A 16,422-nucleotide genomic window follows, 5' to 3' on the forward strand; every position below is an offset into this window, starting at 1 on the left:
TTCGACGCGCGAGTGTCCGCTGCGTCACGCCCCTACGCCGTATTCCTGAGTGAGCTGCGTCACGGAGCGGTGCGCGCGGGGCGCGACTCCCGGGCCGGGCGCTCAGTCCATCAGGCTGCCGAGCCGCCCTTCGAGCACGACCAGCAACTCGGCGAGCCCGTCGGAGAGTTGGTGCTGCCGCTGAGCGCCGATGCCGCCGAGCAGGGCCGCTTCGTAGCCCAGCTGCTCGGGCAGCAGCCGGTCGATGACGTCGCGGCCCTCGTCGGTGAGGGAGAGGTGGGCGACCCGGCGGTCCCGGTCGTCGGGCCGGCGGACGATCAGGCCACGCGTCTCCAGCTGCCGCACCCGCTTGGTGACGGCGGCGCCGGACGCGAAGGTCTCGCGGGCGATCCGGCCGGGTGTCAGCTCGCGGTCCATCCGGCGCAGGGTGCCCAGGATGTCGAACTCGGCGCGGGTGAGGCCGGCCCGCCGCAACGGGGCGTCGGCCGCCTGCTGGAGCAGCGCCGAACAGCGGTTGAGCCGCCCGATCAGCGCCATCGGGCCGGTGTCGAGCCCCGGGTGCACCTGCTGCCACTGACGCAGCACTCCCGCGACGATGTCCTCGGCCACCCGGGCTCTCCTCTCGGCCTGCCGTACGGCGCCTTCGCCCGCCGCCGTACGTCCCACACGTGCCGTACGTCCTCGGCTGCCGTACGTCCCCCAATTGTGCCTGCCGGGCACGCGGGTGCCCGCACGGGTCAGGCGACCGGCACCGGCCGCGCGAGCCGCCGGGCGAGCTGCGCCAGCGTGCGGTGCCCCTGCTGCTCGGCGTGGGTGACGCGCTCTTCCGGGAGGGCGCGCTGCCACCACTCGCCGGACGCCACGTCGACGGCCTCCCGCAGCTCGGCGAGGCAGGCGGCGAGCCGGTCGCGGGCCCAGCCGGTCTCCAGCGCGTCCTCCGTACCCGGCGCGGGATCCGAGGCGAGCAGCCGTTGCGCCGTGGCCGTGGCCGAGGCGACGCGGTCGAGCGCGCCGTGGATCCGGTCGGTGGCGCGGCGGTTGGTGACCAGCACGCAGCAGGCCAGGCCCACCACGGCGCCGACCAGGGTGTCGATCCAGCGGTCGGCGACGAGCGTGCGGGCCGGCAGCGGGTTGCCGAACTCGGTGAGCAGCAGCGCCATGGGCGTCACACAGACCGAGCCGAGCCAGTAGTTGCGGGTGATCCACGCCTCCGCGCCGAGCTGGAAGAGCAGGGCGAGGCCGATCATCGTGAGGTGGCCGGTGTGGATCAGCGGCAGCAGTGCGGTGAACAGCAGCAGCCCGAGCAGATTGCCGAGGGTGCGTTGCAGCGCACGCTGCCAGGACAGGGTGGTGTTGGCCTGGAAGACCGAGGCCGCGGTCACCACCGCCCAGTAGGGGTGGCCGACACCGAGCGCCATCGAGGCCCAGCCCGCCAGCGCGCAGCCCGCCGCGACCCGCAGGCCGATCGGCAGCAGCGGAGAGCCGGGCGCGAGCGCGGCGGCAAGCGCCCGGAATCCGCGCGGCCGTCCGGGCGCGGGCCGCCGCGGCCCGTCCGGGACCGCCGGATACGGGTCCAGGTCCGCGGACTCCGTGGTGACGCCGTCGAGTTCCTCGCGCTGCGCCGCCGAGAGCGGTACATCGGGGAGCGGCCCGCCGCCGCGTACCTCGCGCGCCCAGCCGCCGAGCAGCTCCGCCTCTCCTGCCGCCGTGCCGCCGCCGGGACCGGCCGGGCCTTCCAGGGCCGATTCGGCGCGGATGAGCAGCCGTTCGAGTCCGGTCCGCGCGGCGGCCTTGGCGGGGGTGCGGGCGGGCACGAGGAAGAGGGTGTGCCAGGCGGCGTTCACGGCGCCCGCGGTCGCCTGCCGTGCCTGCGCGGCCGGTCCGCCCGCGGGGTCCGTGCGCAGCAGGGCCGCCGCCGCTTCCAGTGCGCGGGCGGTGGCGATCCGCTCCGGACCGCGCGGCCGGATCAGAGAGGGCGCCATACAGACCAGCCAGGCCAGCGCACCGGCCCCCAGCGCCAACGCCAGGTGCAGGGGGATCTGGCCCGTCCGCTGGGGCACGAAGAAGGCCGACGCCGCGATGAAGGTGAAGATGAGATTGCCCGGCGGGCCGATCCGGGTCGCGTCGCAGACCATCTTGTGGACCGCGGCGAGCAGCGAGGCCAGCACCACCAGCAGGGCGGTGGAGGTGAGCAGGGACGCGGCCGTCAGGGCGGCGCCCAGGCTCGCGACCATGCCGGCCACCACCCACGGCAGGGTGCGGGCCCGCGCCGCGTACGGCAGGCCGTGCCCGTACAGCGCGCACATCGCCCCGGCCGATGTGTAGAGGATCAGATCCATCCGGCCCAGCGCGAACAGCGTCAGGTCGGGGACGGCCATCGCGACGACCGCGCTGAGCGCGGGCTTGTGCCAGATGTCGACGGGCCGGCGCAGTCGTACGGTGCTGCGCACCGGCAGCGGCCGGGCGCGCACGCCGCCTCCCGGCGCGTGCGTGACCCGCGTCCTCGTCGGCCTGGCATGCTTTCCCATGCCTGAACGTTAACAGGTGTTTTACCTGTAAAAAGAATCGCCCGCTGCGGGCACCCCGCCTTCCGCCGCCGCGAGCACCCGGGCCCGGCACTGCGACGGCGTGCCCCAGGCCGTCCGCAGCGCCCGTGCCTTGCGGATCCACAGCGACAGGTCCAGCTCCTCCGTGTAGCCGACCGCGCCGTGCAGCTGGAGCGCGGCCCGCGCCGCCCCGTACGCCGCCTCGCCCGCTGCGGCCTTCGCCGCCGCCACATCGCGCGACGCCGTACCGTCCGCGGCCCGCGCCAGCGCCACGGCCGCCGCGAACACCAGGGGCCTGGCGAACTCCAGGGCCAGCAGCGCGTCGGCCAGCCGGTGCTTGACCGCCTGGAACGAGCCGACCGGCACGCCGAACTGGGTGCGCTGCCGTACGTAGTCCACCGTGTCGGCGAGCAGGCGGCAGCCGGTGCCCAGGGCCTGGGCCGCGGTCAGCAGGGCCGCCGTGTCGGCCGCCGCGGCGGCGGCAGCCGTCACCGAGGGCCCGTGCACCAGCAGCTCGCCGTCCCCGGCGGGGCGGGCGAGGCGCCGCGCCGGATCGAGCGACGGCTGGACGGTGCCGTGCCCCGCCGGGCGCAGCAGCCGGTCGCCGGTCACCGCAAGCGTCACGTCGGCCGCGTCGGCGTCGAGCGCGTACGGGCCGTGCGCCGCGTCCGCGTACGAGACGAGGGCGGAGCCCGCCGCGATGCCGGGCAGCCAGGAAGCGGCCGGCTCCGGACGGTCGAGGCGCCCCAGCAGGACGGCGGCGGCGACCGACTCCACCACCGGCCCCGGTACCGCGTAACGGCCCAACTCCACGAAGGCGACGGTGAGTTCGACGGGCAGGAAGCCCGTGCCGCCGTGTTCGTCCGGTACCGCGAGCGCGAACACGCCGGCCCCGGCGAGCCGTTGCCACAGCTTCCGGCCAGGGCCGGTGTCGCCGCCCGCCCAGGCGCGGACCGCCGCCGGGGTGTCCGCGGCCCCCAGCAGCCGCCCCAGCGTCCGCCCGAACTCGCGCTGCTCGTCGTCGAGAAGAAAAGTCATCAGGTGCCGGTCCTTCCCTTGCGTTGTCGTGGCGGGCGGCGGTGCGGGCGCGGGGGTGTCCGGCGATGAACCTGACACCCCTGGCCCTACCGCCGTCCCTTGGGCAGTCCCAGCAGCCGTTCGGCGATGATGTCGCGCTGGATCTCGTTGGTGCCCGCGTAGACGGGTCCTGCCAGGGCGAAGGTCCAGCCGTCGGCCCAGCCGCCGTGTGCGGGGGCCTCGGTCGCGGTGTCGGCGAGTTCGCCCTCGGGGCCCAGGAGGTCGAGCGCGGTCTCGTGGAGCGCGATGTCCAGTTCGGACCAGAAGACCTTGTTGAGGCTGGACTCGGCGCCGAGATCCTCGCCCGCCGCGAGCCGCGCCGCGTTGGCGCGGGTGAACAGGTGGTAGGCGCGGGCCCCGATGACCAGGTCGGCGACGCGGTCGCGCAGCGCCGTGTCGGACGGGTCGGCGCGGTGGTTCCACAGCGCGACGAGGCGGTCGGCGGCTGCCGTGAAGCGCCCCGGGCTGCGCAGTGTGAGGCCGCGCTCGTTGCCCGCCGTGCTCATCGCCACCCGCCAGCCCTGGCCCGGCTCGCCGATCACGTCGTCGTCGGGGACGAACACCCCGTCCAGGAACAGTTCGGCGAAGGCGGGCTTGCCGTCCAGCCGTCCGATGGGCCGTACGGTCACGCCGGGCGCCGCGAGGTCGAACATCAGGTACGTCAGGCCGCGGTGCGGGCGGTCCGCGTCCGGGTGGCTGCGGAACAGGCCGAACGCGCGGTCGGCGAAGGCGGCCCGCGACGACCAGGTCTTCTGCCCGCTCAGCAGCCAGCCGCCCGCGGTCCGCACGGCGGTGGAGCGCAGCGAGGCCAGGTCCGAACCGGCCTCGGGCTCCGACCACGCCTGCGCCCAGACCACCGTGCCGTCCGCCATCGGCGGCAGGACGCGGGCGAGTTGGGCCTCGGTGCCGTGCGCGAAGAGGGTCGGCGCGAGCAGGCTGATGCCGTTCTGGCCGACCCGTCCGGGCGCACCGGCCGCGTAGTACTCCTCCTCGAAGAGCAGCCAGCGGGCGAGCGAGGCGTCCCGGCCGCCGTACCGGGCGGGCCAGGAGACCACCGACCACCGGTCGGCCGCCAGGGTGCGCTCCCACTCCCGGTGGGCCGCGAAGCCCTCCGCGGTCTCCAGGGACGGCAGGGGAGCGTCCGGTACGTGCGCGGCGAGCCAGGCGCGGGCCGTCCGCCTGAACTCCTCGTCATCCGGGGTGTGTTCGAGATCCATCGGCGGGCGGCCTCTCTGCTGATCGGCTCCTGGGCGCGCGGTCGCCGGCGGGTCCGGTGCGGCGCCGAGTGTTCCCTAACAAGTGTTTGGTAGGTTAGCGTACGGCCATGACGACCGAGAAGCCTTCGTATGTGCCGGGGCACGGACTGCTGGCCGGCCGGACGGCCGTCGTCACCGCGGCGGCCGGCGCCGGAATCGGCGGCGCCACCGCCCGCAAGCTGCTGGAAGAGGGCGCCGACGTCCTCATCTCCGACACCCACACGCGCCGCCTGGCCGAGTCGGCCGACCGGCTCGCCGCCGAGTTCGGCGCCGCCCGCGTCACCGCACAGCCCTGCGACGTCACCGACGAGGCACAGGTCGGCGCGCTCTTCGCACGGGCCGAAGAACGGCACGGCAGGCTCGACATCGTCGTGAACAACGCCGGACTCGGCGGCACCGCCGACCTCGTCGACATGACCGACACACAGTGGGACACGGTCCTCGACGTCACACTCAACGGCACCTTCCGCTGCACCAGAACCGCCCTGCGCCGGATGCGCGAACACCCCGGCACACCCGGCGGGGTCATCGTCAACAACGCCTCCGTCGTCGGCTGGCGCGCCCAGCGCGGCCAGGCCCACTACGCGGCGGCCAAGGCCGGTGTGATGGCACTGACCCGCTGCGCCGCCGTGGAAGCCGCCGCCTACGGAGTCCGGGTCAACGCCGTGTCACCCAGCCTCGCCATGCACCCGCACCTCGCGAAGGTCACCACCGGCACCCTGCTCGCCGAACTGACCGCCCGCGAGGCGTTCGGCCGCTACGCGGAACCCTGGGAGGTCGCCAACGTCATCGTCTTCCTCGCCAGCGACTACGCCTCGTACATGACCGGCGAGGTCGTCCCGGTCAGCAGCCAGCACGCCTGAGACGCGATGACCTCGTGCGCCAGGGTGCCCGCCGCCACCGGCCAGGACCGTGCCCACGGTCCGGGAGCGACAATGGGCTGGTGTCCACCGCCAAGAAGCCGGCCGCGAAGAGCCCGGCAGCCAAGAAGAAGACGACGACCGTGAGCGCCTCGCCCGAGCGCCGCCGCGAACTGCTGCGCACCGCGGCCGAGGTCTTCGCCGCCCAGGGCTACAACGCCACCACCGTCCGCCGCATCGCGGACGAGGCCGGCATCCTCGCCGGCAGCCTCTACTACCACTTCGACTCCAAGGAATCGATGGTGGACGAGATCCTGTCCACCTTCCTCAACGAACTGTGGGACGGCTACGACGCGGTACTCGCCGCCGGCCTCGCCCCCAGGGAGACCCTGGAAGCCCTGGTCACCGAGTCCTTCCGGGAGATCGACCGGCACCGCGCCGCGGTCGCCATCTACCAGAAGGAGTCCCGCCACCTCGCCGCCCAGCCCCGCTTCGGCTATCTCACCGACTCCCAGCGGAAGTTCGAGAAAGCCTGGCTCGGCACGCTGGAGCGGGGCGTCACCGACGGCAGCTTCCGCACCGACCTCGACATCCGGCTCACCTACCGCTTCGTCCGCGACACCGTCTGGGTGGCGGCGAGCTGGTACCGGCCGGACGGACAGCACAGCCCGGAGGAGATCGCCCGCCAGTACCTCTCGATGGTCCTGGACGGCATCGCCCTGCGGGAATGACCTGACCCGCTCACGCGAAGGAGCCTGATCGCCATGGCCGTGGCCTACATCGTCGACGCGCTGCGCACCCCGGTCGGCAAACGCAACGGCGGACTTGCCGCCGTACACCCCGCCGACCTCGGCGCCCACGTCCTGGCGGCGCTGATGGAGCGGACCGGCATCGACCCGGCAGCCGTCGACGACGTCGTCATGGGCTGCCTTGACACCGTGGGCCCGCAGGCCGGCGACATCGCCCGCACCAGCTGGCTGGCGGCCGGGCTCCCCGAAGAGGTGCCAGGTGTCACCGTCGACCGGCAGTGCGGATCGTCGCAGCAGGCCGTGCACTTCGCCGCGCAGGCCGTACTCTCCGGCACCCAGGACCTCGTCGTCGCCGCCGGCGCCCAGAACATGTCGATGATCCCGATCGCCTTCGCCAGCCGTCAGGCCGCCGCACCGCTCGGCCTCACCGAAGGCCCGTTCGCGGGCAGCGCGGGCTGGCGGGCCCGCTACGGCGACCAGCCGGTGAACCAGTTCCACGGCGCCGAACTCATCGCCGAGAAATGGGACATCTCCCGCCCCGCCATGGAGGAGTTCGCGCTCCGCTCCCACCGCCGCGCCCTGCACGCCATCGACGAGGGCCGCTTCACCCGCGAGATCGTGCCGTACGGGGACGTCACCGTGGACGAGGGGCCGCGGCGCGACACCTCCCTGGAGAAGATGGCAGCGCTGAAGCCGGTGGTCGACGGCGGACGGCTGACCGCCGCCGTCTCCTCCCAGGTGTCCGACGGCGCCGCGGCGATGCTGCTGGCGAGCGAGCGGGCGGTGCGCAGGCACGGGCTGACGCCACGCGCCCGCATCCACCACCTGTCGGTACGCGGCGAGGACCCGATCCGGATGCTCTCCGCGCCCATCCCCGCCACCGCCCACGCGCTGAAGAAGTCCGGCCTCACGCTCGACGCCATCGACCTCGTCGAGATCAACGAGGCGTTCGCGCCGGTCGTGCTGGCCTGGATCGAGGAGACCGGGGCCGACCCCGCCAAGGTCAACGTCAACGGCGGCGCCATCGCACTCGGCCACCCGCTCGGCGCGACCGGCGTCAAGCTGATGACGACCCTGCTGCACGAGCTGGAGCGGACCGGTGGCCGCTACGGCCTCCAGACCATGTGCGAGGGCGGCGGCCAGGCGAACGTCACGGTGATCGAGCGGCTGTGAGCGGAGGGGGCGCCGACCGGCCCCAGGGCCTGGCCGGCGCCCCCGTCAGCCGGTCAGCACCGCTCGTTCTTGACGTACAGCGCCCGAGGGGTGCGCACCGTCGCGTAGGACACGTCCTTCGTGACGCCCTCGCTGATCCGTCCGTGCGGGTCGTCGTGGTGCGGTATGACGATGACGTAGCAGGCCGGGCGGCGGGTGCACAGATTCGTCAGCCGCACCGCCCGCTGCTGGCCCTTGGTGAAGAACTTCCGCACCTTGACGCACTGCGTCGGCGGTCCGGGCGCTGCCGCCGCCGCTTCCGACGTGGCCGACAGGGTCAGCGAAGCGCTGCACACCAGCACGGTCAACGCCGTGGCCAGGAACTTCCGCATCTGTGAATCTCTCCCCCGGTGGACAACCCCCTGCGAGGACCGCACCGGCCCTCGCACGTGCATTCTCCATTCTCCACGGGTGCCCACCGGGAATCAGCACCGCCTGCCGGAGCGCTCCGGGGGAGCGGCCACACCCGCGGGCGCCACGGGCAGCCGCCCCAGCGTCGCGCCCGCCTCCGCCATGATCCGCTCCACCAGCTCCGCGCAGGACGGCAGATCCTCGATCACCCCGGCCACCTGGCCCGATGCCATCACCCCCAGATCCGGCCTGCCCTCCACCATCGCCGCGCGCAGCATCATCGGCGTATTCGCGGCCAGCAGCACCTGGCTCCAGCTCAGCTCCTTGCCGCGCCGCAGGGCGAGACCGTCACGTACCAGCTGTGACCAGCGCAGCCCCGAGCGCTTGCGGAAGGCCCCCGCGTGCCGCACGGCGCGCAGCAGCGCGGCCGGCCGCCCGGACCGTTCGAGCGCGGTGACCAGATCCGTACGCAGCATCCGGTGCGGCAGCCCGTCCACCTTCGTCGTGACGGTGACGTCCCGGACCGACGCCGCCAGATAGCGCTCCTTGACCTGGTCGGGCACCGTGCTGTCCGACGTCAGCAGAAACCGCGTCCCCATGGCCACCCCGCTCGCGCCGAGCGCCAGCGCCGCCACCAGACCCCGGCCGTCGTGGAACCCGCCCGCGGCGATGACCGGGATGTCCACCGCGTCCACGACCTGCGGCAACAGCACCGTCGTCGCCACCTCGCCGGTGTGCCCGCCGCCCTCGCCGCCCTGGACCAGCACGGCGTCCGCGCCCCAGGCGGCGACCTTCTCGGCGTGCCGCCGCGCCCCCACCGAAGGGATCACCAGCACCCCGGCGTCCTTGAGGCGGGCGATCAGCTCACGCGAGGGCGCGAGCGCGAACGACGCGACCCGCACCCTCTCCTCGATGACGATCCGCACCCGCTCCGCCGCGTCCCCGGCGTCCGCCCGCAGATTCACCCCGAACGGCGCCCCGGTACGCGAACGCACCTCGCGCACCGCGGCCCGCAGCTCCGGCACGGTCATCGTCGCCGATGCCAGGATCCCCAGCGCACCGGCGTTCGCGGTCGCCGACACCAGCCGCGGCCCGGCCACCCAGCCCATGCCGGTCTGGACGACGGGATGCCGCACCCCCACCAGATCGGTCAGGGCGGTACGCAGCACGGGCCCGGCCGCTTCCGGCCGCCGCCCGGCCGTCACGTCCGCACCTCGCGGTCGCGCAGCCCCTGCGGGTCGATCACCTCGCGGATCAGCCGCAGTTCCCCGGCCGTCGGCTCCCGGGTCGCGGGCACGTCGGGCGGGACGGTCAGCGCGAAACCCGTCGCCGCGCGGACCTGCTCGACGGTCACGCCGGGGTGCAGGGAGCGCACCCGCATCGTGTGGTCGGGTGTGGCGAAGTCGAAGACCCCCAGATCGCTGATGACTTCGGGGATCCGGTGGAAGCGGCTCGCCGCGGACCCGGCCGCCGCCGCCCGGTCGTAGCCGACCCCGCAGACCATGTCGACACGCTCGACGAAGGACCTGGGGGAGTGCCGCGGCACCCAGTAACTCGTCGGATTGTTCACGGTGTTGGCAGGCGCACCGCGCGCGCCGAGCAGCTGCCGTCCCGGCCTTGACCAGTCGCCGATGCAGGAGATGTTCTGGTTGCCGAACCGGTCGATCTGGCTCGCGCCCATCATCACGTGCCGGCGGCCGGTGGCCACCAGCGACAGATGCCCGCGATAGGGCAGCCACCCCTCCGTCACCTCAGCCCGCGCCCCGAGCGCCGGCACATCGCCGATCAGCAGCGCCTCCCCGTCCGTGAGCAGCAGATCGGGCGAGAAGGTCAGCCGCGCCAGCCGCGCCCCGATGGACGGCACGGTGCCCATCGGGCTGGCCAGGATCTCGCCGGCGTCCCGCCACGCCTCCGCGCAGGCCAGCACGCAGTACTCGGCGCGGGTCGGCGCCCCGGCGGCGGCGTGCGGCCCGGCGCGCCCGCCCGCGCCCTGCCGCTGCGGATCGGTACCCGCCTGCTCCGCCGCGCCCGTCCGCGCCGCGTTCGTCTCGGCCATGGTCACGCGCCCTTCCGCTCGTGGTGCCCGCTGCGGCCGTGGAAGGCGGCGACCGCGTCCTGGTACTCCTGCTCGTCGCCGGAGAGAAAGCGCGCGGCGAACTCCGCCCACTCCGCCGGATCCGCTGCCGCCGTCGCGTACGCCTTCTGGAAGGTCTCGTCCCGGCCGTAGTCCGGATCGCAGGCGGTGAAGTGCGCGCCGTTCGGAGCCTCCACCACGCCGCGCACGAACGGCCGCTTGACCAGCAGCGTCTGCGGCCCGCCCGCCGCCGTCAGCTCGGCGCTGTCCACGATCCGCTCGCAGGAGAGGTACGCGGCGTCGGCCGCCTCGCAGAACAGGTCGTCGAAATACGGGTCGGGCCCCAGGTACTGCCCGTTGCCCCTGGTGTCCGCGCGGTGCAGGTGCACCAGCGCCGCATCCAGCCGCAGCGCGGGCGCGGCCACCAGCTCCTCGCCGTCCGGATACGGCGAAGTGACCGTACGGAGCTGCGGGTTGACGCGCAGCAGGTCGGAGCCGAGACCGGCCCGCACCGGCAGGAAGGGCAGCCGCTGACCGGCCGCGGTCAGCCCCCACATGAACATCGCCTCGTCCAGTTCCGTGAAGCCGATGCTGCCGTTCTGGCGTGCGGCGCGGAAATGCGGTTCCAGGGGGATCGAGTCGAGCGTCGCGAACGGGGCGATGACGCGCCGCAGTTTGCCGGCCGCCGCGAGCAGACCGACGTCGGGCCCGCCGTACGAGACCAGCGTCAGCTCCCGCAGCTCGGACCGCAGCACCGCACGGACCAGCGCCATCGGCTTGCGCCGCGACCCCCAGCCGCCGATCCCGATCGTCATGCCGCTGGCCAACTGCCCGACGGCCTCATCGGCGCTCATGGTCTTGTCGCTCAACGGGGCTCCTTCGGTGGGGCGGACGGGGGGAGGAGGTCGGCTGATGGGTCGGGCAGGGGGACGGGTGGGGGGACGGCTGGTTGGTTGGATGGGGGGCGCGGTTCGGTGGGTGTGGTGGGGGTGGTGCCGGTGACGGTGCCGGTCGGCGTGGCGTCCGTGTTCCCGTGGGCGCCCACGAACGCGTCGCGATGCCGGTCGGCGATCCCGCTGAGGTTCGCCTCGAAGGTGAAGCCCTGCTCGAAGCGGTAGCTGCGGCGCACATCGACCGGATCGATACCGTTGATGGCGGCCTTCGCCAGCCGGATCAGAGCGCCGTCCTTCGCCGCGATCTCCCCGGCGAGCGCCAGTGCCGTGTCCCGCACCTGCGCACGCGGCACCACGTCCCACACCGAGCCGTGCTGCCGCAACTCCTGGGCGGTGACGGTGCGCGAGGTGTAGTAGAGCGTGCGCATCAGATGCGGCGGCACGAGCCGGGCGAGATGGGTGGCGGCTCCCAGCGCGCCGCGGTCCAGCTCCGGCAGCCCGAACGTCGCGTCGTCGCTCGCCACGATCGCGTCCGCGTTGCCCACCAGGCCGATCCCGCCGCCCAGGCAGTACCCCGTCACCGCGGCGACCACCGGCACCTCGCAGTCGTAGACCGCCGCGAACGCTTCGTAGCAGCCCCGGTTGGCGCCGATCAGCGCGGCGTGCCCCTCGGTCCGCTGCATCTCCTTGATGTCGACACCGGCGTTGAACCCCCGCCCGGCCGCGGCGAGCACCACACACCGGATGTCCGGATCCCGGCCGGCGTCCCGTACCGCATCGGCCAGGTCGTACCAGCCCTGTACGGGAAGGGCGTTGACCGGCGGGAAGTCCACCGTGACCAGTGCGATACCGCGGCTGCCCGGTGGCGCGCAGGGGCGGGAGGTGGAGACACCCATCAGCAGATCAGCTACCTTTCCACCAAACGTTTGTTAGGTGCTGTTGAATGAGAAGGTAGCAGCGCGACGCGCGCTGCGGGAGGTGTCGCATGGCGCTCAGCATCGATCTGACGGGCCGCGTCGCGGTCGTCACCGGCGGCACGCGCGGCGTCGGCGCGGGCATCACCACCGCACTGCTGTCCGCAGGCGCGCAGGTCATCGCCTGCGCCCGCAGGCCGCCCGAACGTTCCCTGGAGGCGGACGGGCGGACCGCGCTGTTCCGGCAACTCGACCTGCGCGACCCCGAAGCGGTCACCGCCTTCTTCCGCCGCGTCCGCCGCGAATACGGCCGCCTGGACCTCCTCGTCAACAACGCCGGAGGCACGCCGTACCGCCTCCTCGCCGACTCCCGCCCCCAACAAGCCGCACGCGTCGTGGAGTTGAACCTGCTCGCGCCGCTGACCGCCTCCCTCGCCGCCTACGAGGTGATGGCCGCCCAGCCGTCCGGCGGCACGATCATCATGATCGGAAGCGTCAGCGCCACCCGCCCCTCACCCGGCACCGCCGCCTACGGCGCGGCCAAGGCGGGCCTCGACAACCTCGCCCGCTCCATGGCCGTCGAATGGGCCCCGAAGATCCGCGTCAACACCCTCACCCTCGGCATGGTCCGCACCGAACTGTCCTCCCTCCACTACGGAGACGAGTCCGGCGTCGCCGCCGTCGGCCGCACCGTCCCCCTCGGACGGCTCGCCACCCCGGCCGAAGCCGGCGAAGCCTGCGCCTTCCTCGCCTCCGACCTGTCGTCCTACGTCAGCGGCGCCGCCCTGCTGCTCCACGGCGGCGGCGAACGCCCCGCCTTCCTGGAAGCCGCCCAACCGACCACGAACCCACCACCGCACTGAACCCCGCACTGAACCCCGCACGCGCGACCGGCCCACCTCCTCACATCACACCCGTGAACAGCCCTCTTCCTTCCCCGCCCCTGCGAGCCGCCTACCCATCCTTCGCGCTCACGTCCCGTCCGCTCCTACGCCCTTCCGCCCCTACGCCGCTCCGCTTCTCTCACATCACCCTGCTTCTCTCTCGTCGCCCCACCCGCACCTCCACTCCCACTCCACGCTCCCACTCCACGCTCCAACTCCCCCCAAGGAGACCCGAGATGCCCGGAATCTGTGAGGGCCGCGTCGTCATCGTCACCGGCGCGGGACGCGGTCTCGGCCGCGCCCACGCCCACGCCTTCGCCGCGGAGGGCGCCCGCGTCGTCGTCAACGACCTCGGCGTCGGGCTTGACGGCGCGGGCGGTGCCCCCGGCCCCGGCGGCTCCGGCGGCCAAGCCCTTGGCGGTACCGCCCCCGGCAGCCCCGCCGAGGAAGTCGCCGCGGACATTCGCGCGGCGGGCGGCGAAGCCGTCGCACACGGCGGCGACATCGCAACCGCCGCGGGAGCCGCCTCACTCATCGCCGCCGCCCTCGACACCTACGGTCGCCTGGACACCCTCGTCAACAACGCGGGATTCCTGCGTGACCGGATGCTGGTCAACCTGGACGAGGACGCATGGGACGCGGTGCTGCGCGTCCACCTCAAGGGCCACTTCCTCCCCCTCAAACACGCGGCGGCACACTGGCGCGCCGAGGCCAAACACGGCCGCATGCCCCAGGCCCGGGTCATCAACACCACCTCCGGTGCGGGCCTTTCGGGAAGCGTCGGACAGGGCAACTACTCCGCGGCCAAGGCCGGCATCCTCGGCCTGACCCTGGTATCCGCCGCGGAGATGGGCCGCTACGGCGTCCAGGTCAACGCCATCGCGCCCGCCGCCCGCACCCGTATGACGGAGCAGACCTTCGCCGACACCATGGCCGCCCCCGCCGACGGGACCTTCGACACCATGGCTCCGGAGAACGTCTCCCCCCTGGTGGTCTGGCTGGGCTCGGCAGCGTCAGAGGGTGTGACGGGCCGGGTCTTCGCGGCGGAAGCCGGCCGCATCACCGTCATGGAGGGATGGCGCCCCGGCCCGGCAGCCGACAAGTCGGCCCGCTGGACACCATCCGAAGCCGGCGAAACCGCCCGCCAACTCCTCGCTGCCGCCGAGCCACCGCAGCCGGTCTATGGAGCCCGGTAGAGGGGAAGGAGAGCGGGCGGCCCGTCGCCCCACACTCACGACCCGGCCCCACTCGGGCCCAGACAGGATCCGGTGAAACATGCGCCATCTCATCCGCACCACTGTGCTGCCCGCGACCCCCGACACGGTCTGGCGCACCATAGGCCGCTTCGACGGCCTCCCCGACTGGCATCCGCACATCCCCCCTCTGATCATCGAAAACGGAGCCGACCCCGAAATCCCCGGCGCCGTCCGGGCGTTCATGCTCGACGGCACGGTCGTCGCCCGCGAACGCCTGCTCGCCCTGGATCACGCCGCCCGCGCGTACCGCTACACCGTGCTCGATCCCTTCCTTCCGATATCCGACTACGAAGCAACTCTTACGGCCCTGCCCCACGCCACCGGAACAGAGGTCCGCTGGACAGCCACCTATATCGGCGACGACGAGGCCGTATCCCAGGTCGAAGAACTCTTCGGGGACGCGATCTACGCCACCGGCCTGACGTCCCTGCAAGCCCGCTTCTGACCGCCGACACGGCCCCGCCCGCAGGTGCCCAAGCCCCGACGGTGGTGACGTGAGCGCCGCTTGAGTAACGGTGGAGCCCTGAGTCGTGGCATGGGTATGGGCATGGGCATGGACCCATGGGCGGGCAGGAGCAGCGGGCTACGGGTGGTTCGCAGGGGCGGAGGCAGGTCAGACCGTGGCGCCCGGACGGGCCGTTACCACCTTCAGGCCACGGTCGGTGAACTCGCGGCGCGTGGCTTCCGTCGCCCCGCTGTCCGTGATGAGGGTGTCGAACACGTCCGCACCGCCGATCCGGGCGAAGCAGCGCTCGCCGATCTTCGATGAGTCCGCGACGATCACCGCACGCCGTGCTCGTTCCGCCATGAGGTGGTTGACCCTGGCCTCCGCCTCGTCATGCACCGTGGCACCCATGATCGGATCCATGCCGTTGGCCCCGATGAAGGCGATGTCGACGGAGATCTGCTGGAGCACCAACTCGCTGAAAGGACCGACCAGTTCAAAGGAGCGTGAGTGCGCCACCCCGCCGGTGAGCACAATCTTGATCTGTGGCCGCACGGCCAGTTCGTTGGCGATGTTGAGAGAGTTGGTGACGATCGTCAGATGCGGCTGAGGGCCTGCCTCCGAGAAGTCGGGACGCGTGGCCAGCACCCGCGCGATGGCCGTGGTGGTGGTGCCACCGCTGAGCCCGACCACATCGCCCCGCTCGACCAGCTTCGCCGCCGCCTGTGCCACTGCCTCCTTCTCCTCGGAACGATGCGCGTGCTTGTACCGGATCGGCAGGTCGTACGCCACCGAGCTGAGCACTGCCCCGCCCCGGGTGCGGGTCAGCAGCTGCTGCTCGGCGAGGGTGTCCATGTCGCGCCGCATCGTGGCGGCCGAGACCTCCAGTTCGGTCGCCGCCTCCTCGACATCCACCCGGCCTCTCTCGCCGAGCAGCTCGAGCAGTGCGTTCATCCGTTCATGGCGCTTCATGCGGCGAGCCTAGCCGGGCCGTGACGGGTGCTCCTCTCCTCACCCCCGGACCGATGTCGGTGCCGCGTACCGGTCGGGAGCCGCTATCGGGGTGCCCAGTACCTCCAGCAGTCTGGCCGCCTCCCTGGCCACCGCCTCCCGGGCCGGCTTGAGGTATTTGCGGGAGTCGACGAGGGCGGGGTCCGCCCCCAGGGCGTTCCGGACGGAGTGGGTGAAGACCGACACCAGGTGCGTCGAGATGTTGATCTTCGTCATGCCTGCCGCGATGGCGCGCTGCAGTTCCTCGTCCGGCACGCCGGACGAACCGTGCAGGACCAGCGGCACCGGAAGCGCCGCCCGCAACCGGCCGATCAGCTCCTTGTCCAGCACCGTCGTGCGCTCGTGCATCGCGTGGGAGGAGCCGACGGCCACGGCGAGCGCATCCACGCCCGTCGCGTCGATGAAGGCCAGCGCCTCGTCCGGATCGGTGCGGGTGCCCGGCGCGTGTACGCCGTCCTTGCCGCCGACCTTGCCGAGTTCCGCTTCGACGAAGGCGCCGCGTTCATGGCACCAGGCGGTGAGCGCGGCGGTGGTGGCGACGTTCTCGTCGTAGGGGAATGCCGAGGCGTCCACCATGAACGAACTCACTCCCGCCGCGGCGCCCTGCCGGACCAGCTCCGCGTCGGTGATGTGGTCGAGGTGTACCGAGATGGGTGCGCTGGATTCCTCCGCGAGGGCGAGGGTGGCGCGGGTGATCGGTCGCAGGCTGCCGTGGTACCGGATGCAGTTCTCGCTGATCTGGAGGATCAGCGGGGCGTCGGCCCGTTCGGCAGCAGTGACCAGTGCCTCGGCGGTTTCCAGATGGATGACGTTGAAGGCCGCGGCGCCGATGCCTGCCGCACGCGCGCTGTCGATGATCGATGAGGTCGGAACGAGGGGCATGGGATGCTGACT

16 protein-coding genes and 1 pseudogene are annotated in these 16,422 nt (G+C 72.9%); 6 read left to right on the forward strand and 11 right to left on the reverse strand.

All coding sequences use genetic code 11. The features are described 5' to 3' along the window. Positions 1–102: 102 nt before the first annotated feature. The 4 genes from ACIBK8_RS05815 to ACIBK8_RS05830 all read right to left on the reverse strand — a co-directional run bounded on the left by ACIBK8_RS05815 (position 103) and on the right by ACIBK8_RS05830 (position 4,840). Positions 103–609, reverse strand: coding sequence for a MarR family winged helix-turn-helix transcriptional regulator (locus tag ACIBK8_RS05815; RefSeq protein ID WP_399040320.1), 507 nt, complete (start codon positions 607–609; stop codon positions 103–105). A 128-nt stretch (positions 610–737) separates the two neighbouring features. Next, complete coding sequence (locus tag ACIBK8_RS05820) at positions 738–2,528, reverse strand: FUSC family protein (protein ID WP_399040321.1); 1,791 nt, start codon at positions 2,526–2,528, stop codon at positions 738–740. Between the two features lie 21 nt (positions 2,529–2,549). Then, entirely contained in the window at positions 2,550–3,584 is a 1,035-nt protein-coding gene (locus ACIBK8_RS05825) for an acyl-CoA dehydrogenase family protein (RefSeq protein WP_399040322.1), read from the reverse strand. A gap of 86 nt (positions 3,585–3,670) precedes the next feature. Continuing rightward, positions 3,671–4,840, reverse strand: coding sequence for an acyl-CoA dehydrogenase family protein (locus tag ACIBK8_RS05830; protein WP_399040323.1), 1,170 nt, complete (start codon positions 4,838–4,840; stop codon positions 3,671–3,673). A gap of 107 nt (positions 4,841–4,947) precedes the next feature. Here ACIBK8_RS05830 and ACIBK8_RS05835 point away from each other — a divergent pair, with 107 nt between their 5' ends. The 3 genes from ACIBK8_RS05835 (at position 4,948) to ACIBK8_RS05845 (ending at position 7,661) form a co-directional block, all read left to right on the forward strand. Then, positions 4,948–5,742, forward strand: a complete 795-nt coding sequence (locus ACIBK8_RS05835) for an SDR family oxidoreductase (RefSeq protein WP_399040324.1) — start codon at positions 4,948–4,950, stop codon at positions 5,740–5,742. A 140-nt stretch (positions 5,743–5,882) separates the two neighbouring features. Beyond that, positions 5,883–6,470: a TetR/AcrR family transcriptional regulator gene (locus ACIBK8_RS05840; protein ID WP_399040740.1), complete on the forward strand. Its 588-nt coding sequence runs from the start codon at positions 5,883–5,885 to the stop codon at positions 6,468–6,470. Positions 6,471–6,503: 33 nt separating this feature from the next. Continuing rightward, a complete protein-coding gene (locus ACIBK8_RS05845) occupies positions 6,504–7,661 on the forward strand; it encodes an acetyl-CoA C-acetyltransferase (protein ID WP_399040325.1) in 1,158 nt (385 codons plus the stop codon). 53 nt (positions 7,662–7,714) lie between these two features. Here the strand turns inward: ACIBK8_RS05845 and ACIBK8_RS05850 are convergent, their stop codons facing one another. The 5 genes and pseudogenes from ACIBK8_RS05850 to ACIBK8_RS05870 all read right to left on the reverse strand — a co-directional run. Beyond that, the gene (locus tag ACIBK8_RS05850) at positions 7,715–8,032 is read right to left on the reverse strand and encodes a hypothetical protein (RefSeq protein ID WP_399040327.1); all 318 of its coding nucleotides are present in this window, start codon (positions 8,030–8,032) and stop codon (positions 7,715–7,717) included. Positions 8,033–8,125: 93 nt separating this feature from the next. Beyond that, positions 8,126–9,217, reverse strand: a complete 1,092-nt coding sequence (locus ACIBK8_RS05855) for an NAD(P)H-dependent flavin oxidoreductase (protein ID WP_399040742.1) — start codon at positions 9,215–9,217, stop codon at positions 8,126–8,128. A gap of 35 nt (positions 9,218–9,252) precedes the next feature. Further along, positions 9,253–10,107, reverse strand: coding sequence for a CoA-transferase subunit beta (locus ACIBK8_RS05860; protein ID WP_399040328.1), 855 nt, complete (start codon positions 10,105–10,107; stop codon positions 9,253–9,255). A gap of 2 nt (positions 10,108–10,109) precedes the next feature. Then, positions 10,110–10,994: a CoA transferase subunit A gene (locus tag ACIBK8_RS05865; RefSeq protein ID WP_399040329.1), complete on the reverse strand. Its 885-nt coding sequence runs from the start codon at positions 10,992–10,994 to the stop codon at positions 10,110–10,112. A 167-nt stretch (positions 10,995–11,161) separates the two neighbouring features. Next, a pseudogene (locus tag ACIBK8_RS05870) lies at positions 11,162–11,914 on the reverse strand (enoyl-CoA hydratase family protein); the annotation flags it as partial. An 89-nt stretch (positions 11,915–12,003) separates the two neighbouring features. Here ACIBK8_RS05870 and ACIBK8_RS05875 point away from each other — a divergent pair. The 3 genes from ACIBK8_RS05875 to ACIBK8_RS05885 all read left to right on the forward strand — a co-directional run bounded on the left by ACIBK8_RS05875 (position 12,004) and on the right by ACIBK8_RS05885 (position 14,517). Further along, entirely contained in the window at positions 12,004–12,795 is a 792-nt protein-coding gene (locus ACIBK8_RS05875; protein WP_399040330.1) for an SDR family oxidoreductase, read from the forward strand. A gap of 257 nt (positions 12,796–13,052) precedes the next feature. After that, on the forward strand, positions 13,053–14,012 hold the full coding sequence (locus ACIBK8_RS05880) for an SDR family oxidoreductase (protein ID WP_399040331.1): 960 nt from the start codon (positions 13,053–13,055) through the stop codon (positions 14,010–14,012). Between the two features lie 79 nt (positions 14,013–14,091). Beyond that, entirely contained in the window at positions 14,092–14,517 is a 426-nt protein-coding gene (locus tag ACIBK8_RS05885; RefSeq protein WP_399040332.1) for an SRPBCC family protein, read from the forward strand. A 168-nt stretch (positions 14,518–14,685) separates the two neighbouring features. On the opposite strand, the gene ACIBK8_RS05890 is transcribed toward ACIBK8_RS05885, so the two are convergent. Beyond that, positions 14,686–15,489: a DeoR/GlpR family DNA-binding transcription regulator gene (locus ACIBK8_RS05890; protein ID WP_393681753.1), complete on the reverse strand. Its 804-nt coding sequence runs from the start codon at positions 15,487–15,489 to the stop codon at positions 14,686–14,688. A 39-nt stretch (positions 15,490–15,528) separates the two neighbouring features. Beyond that, positions 15,529–16,410 carry a ketose-bisphosphate aldolase gene (locus ACIBK8_RS05895; protein WP_399040334.1) on the reverse strand — a complete coding sequence of 294 codons (882 nt, stop codon included), beginning with the start codon at positions 16,408–16,410 and terminating at the stop codon, positions 15,529–15,531. Positions 16,411–16,422: the final 12 nt, after the last annotated feature.

It is taken from the genome of Streptomyces sp. NPDC050161 (genome assembly GCF_044460025.1).
In the GTDB taxonomy this organism is placed as follows: domain Bacteria; phylum Actinomycetota; class Actinomycetes; order Streptomycetales; family Streptomycetaceae; genus Streptomyces.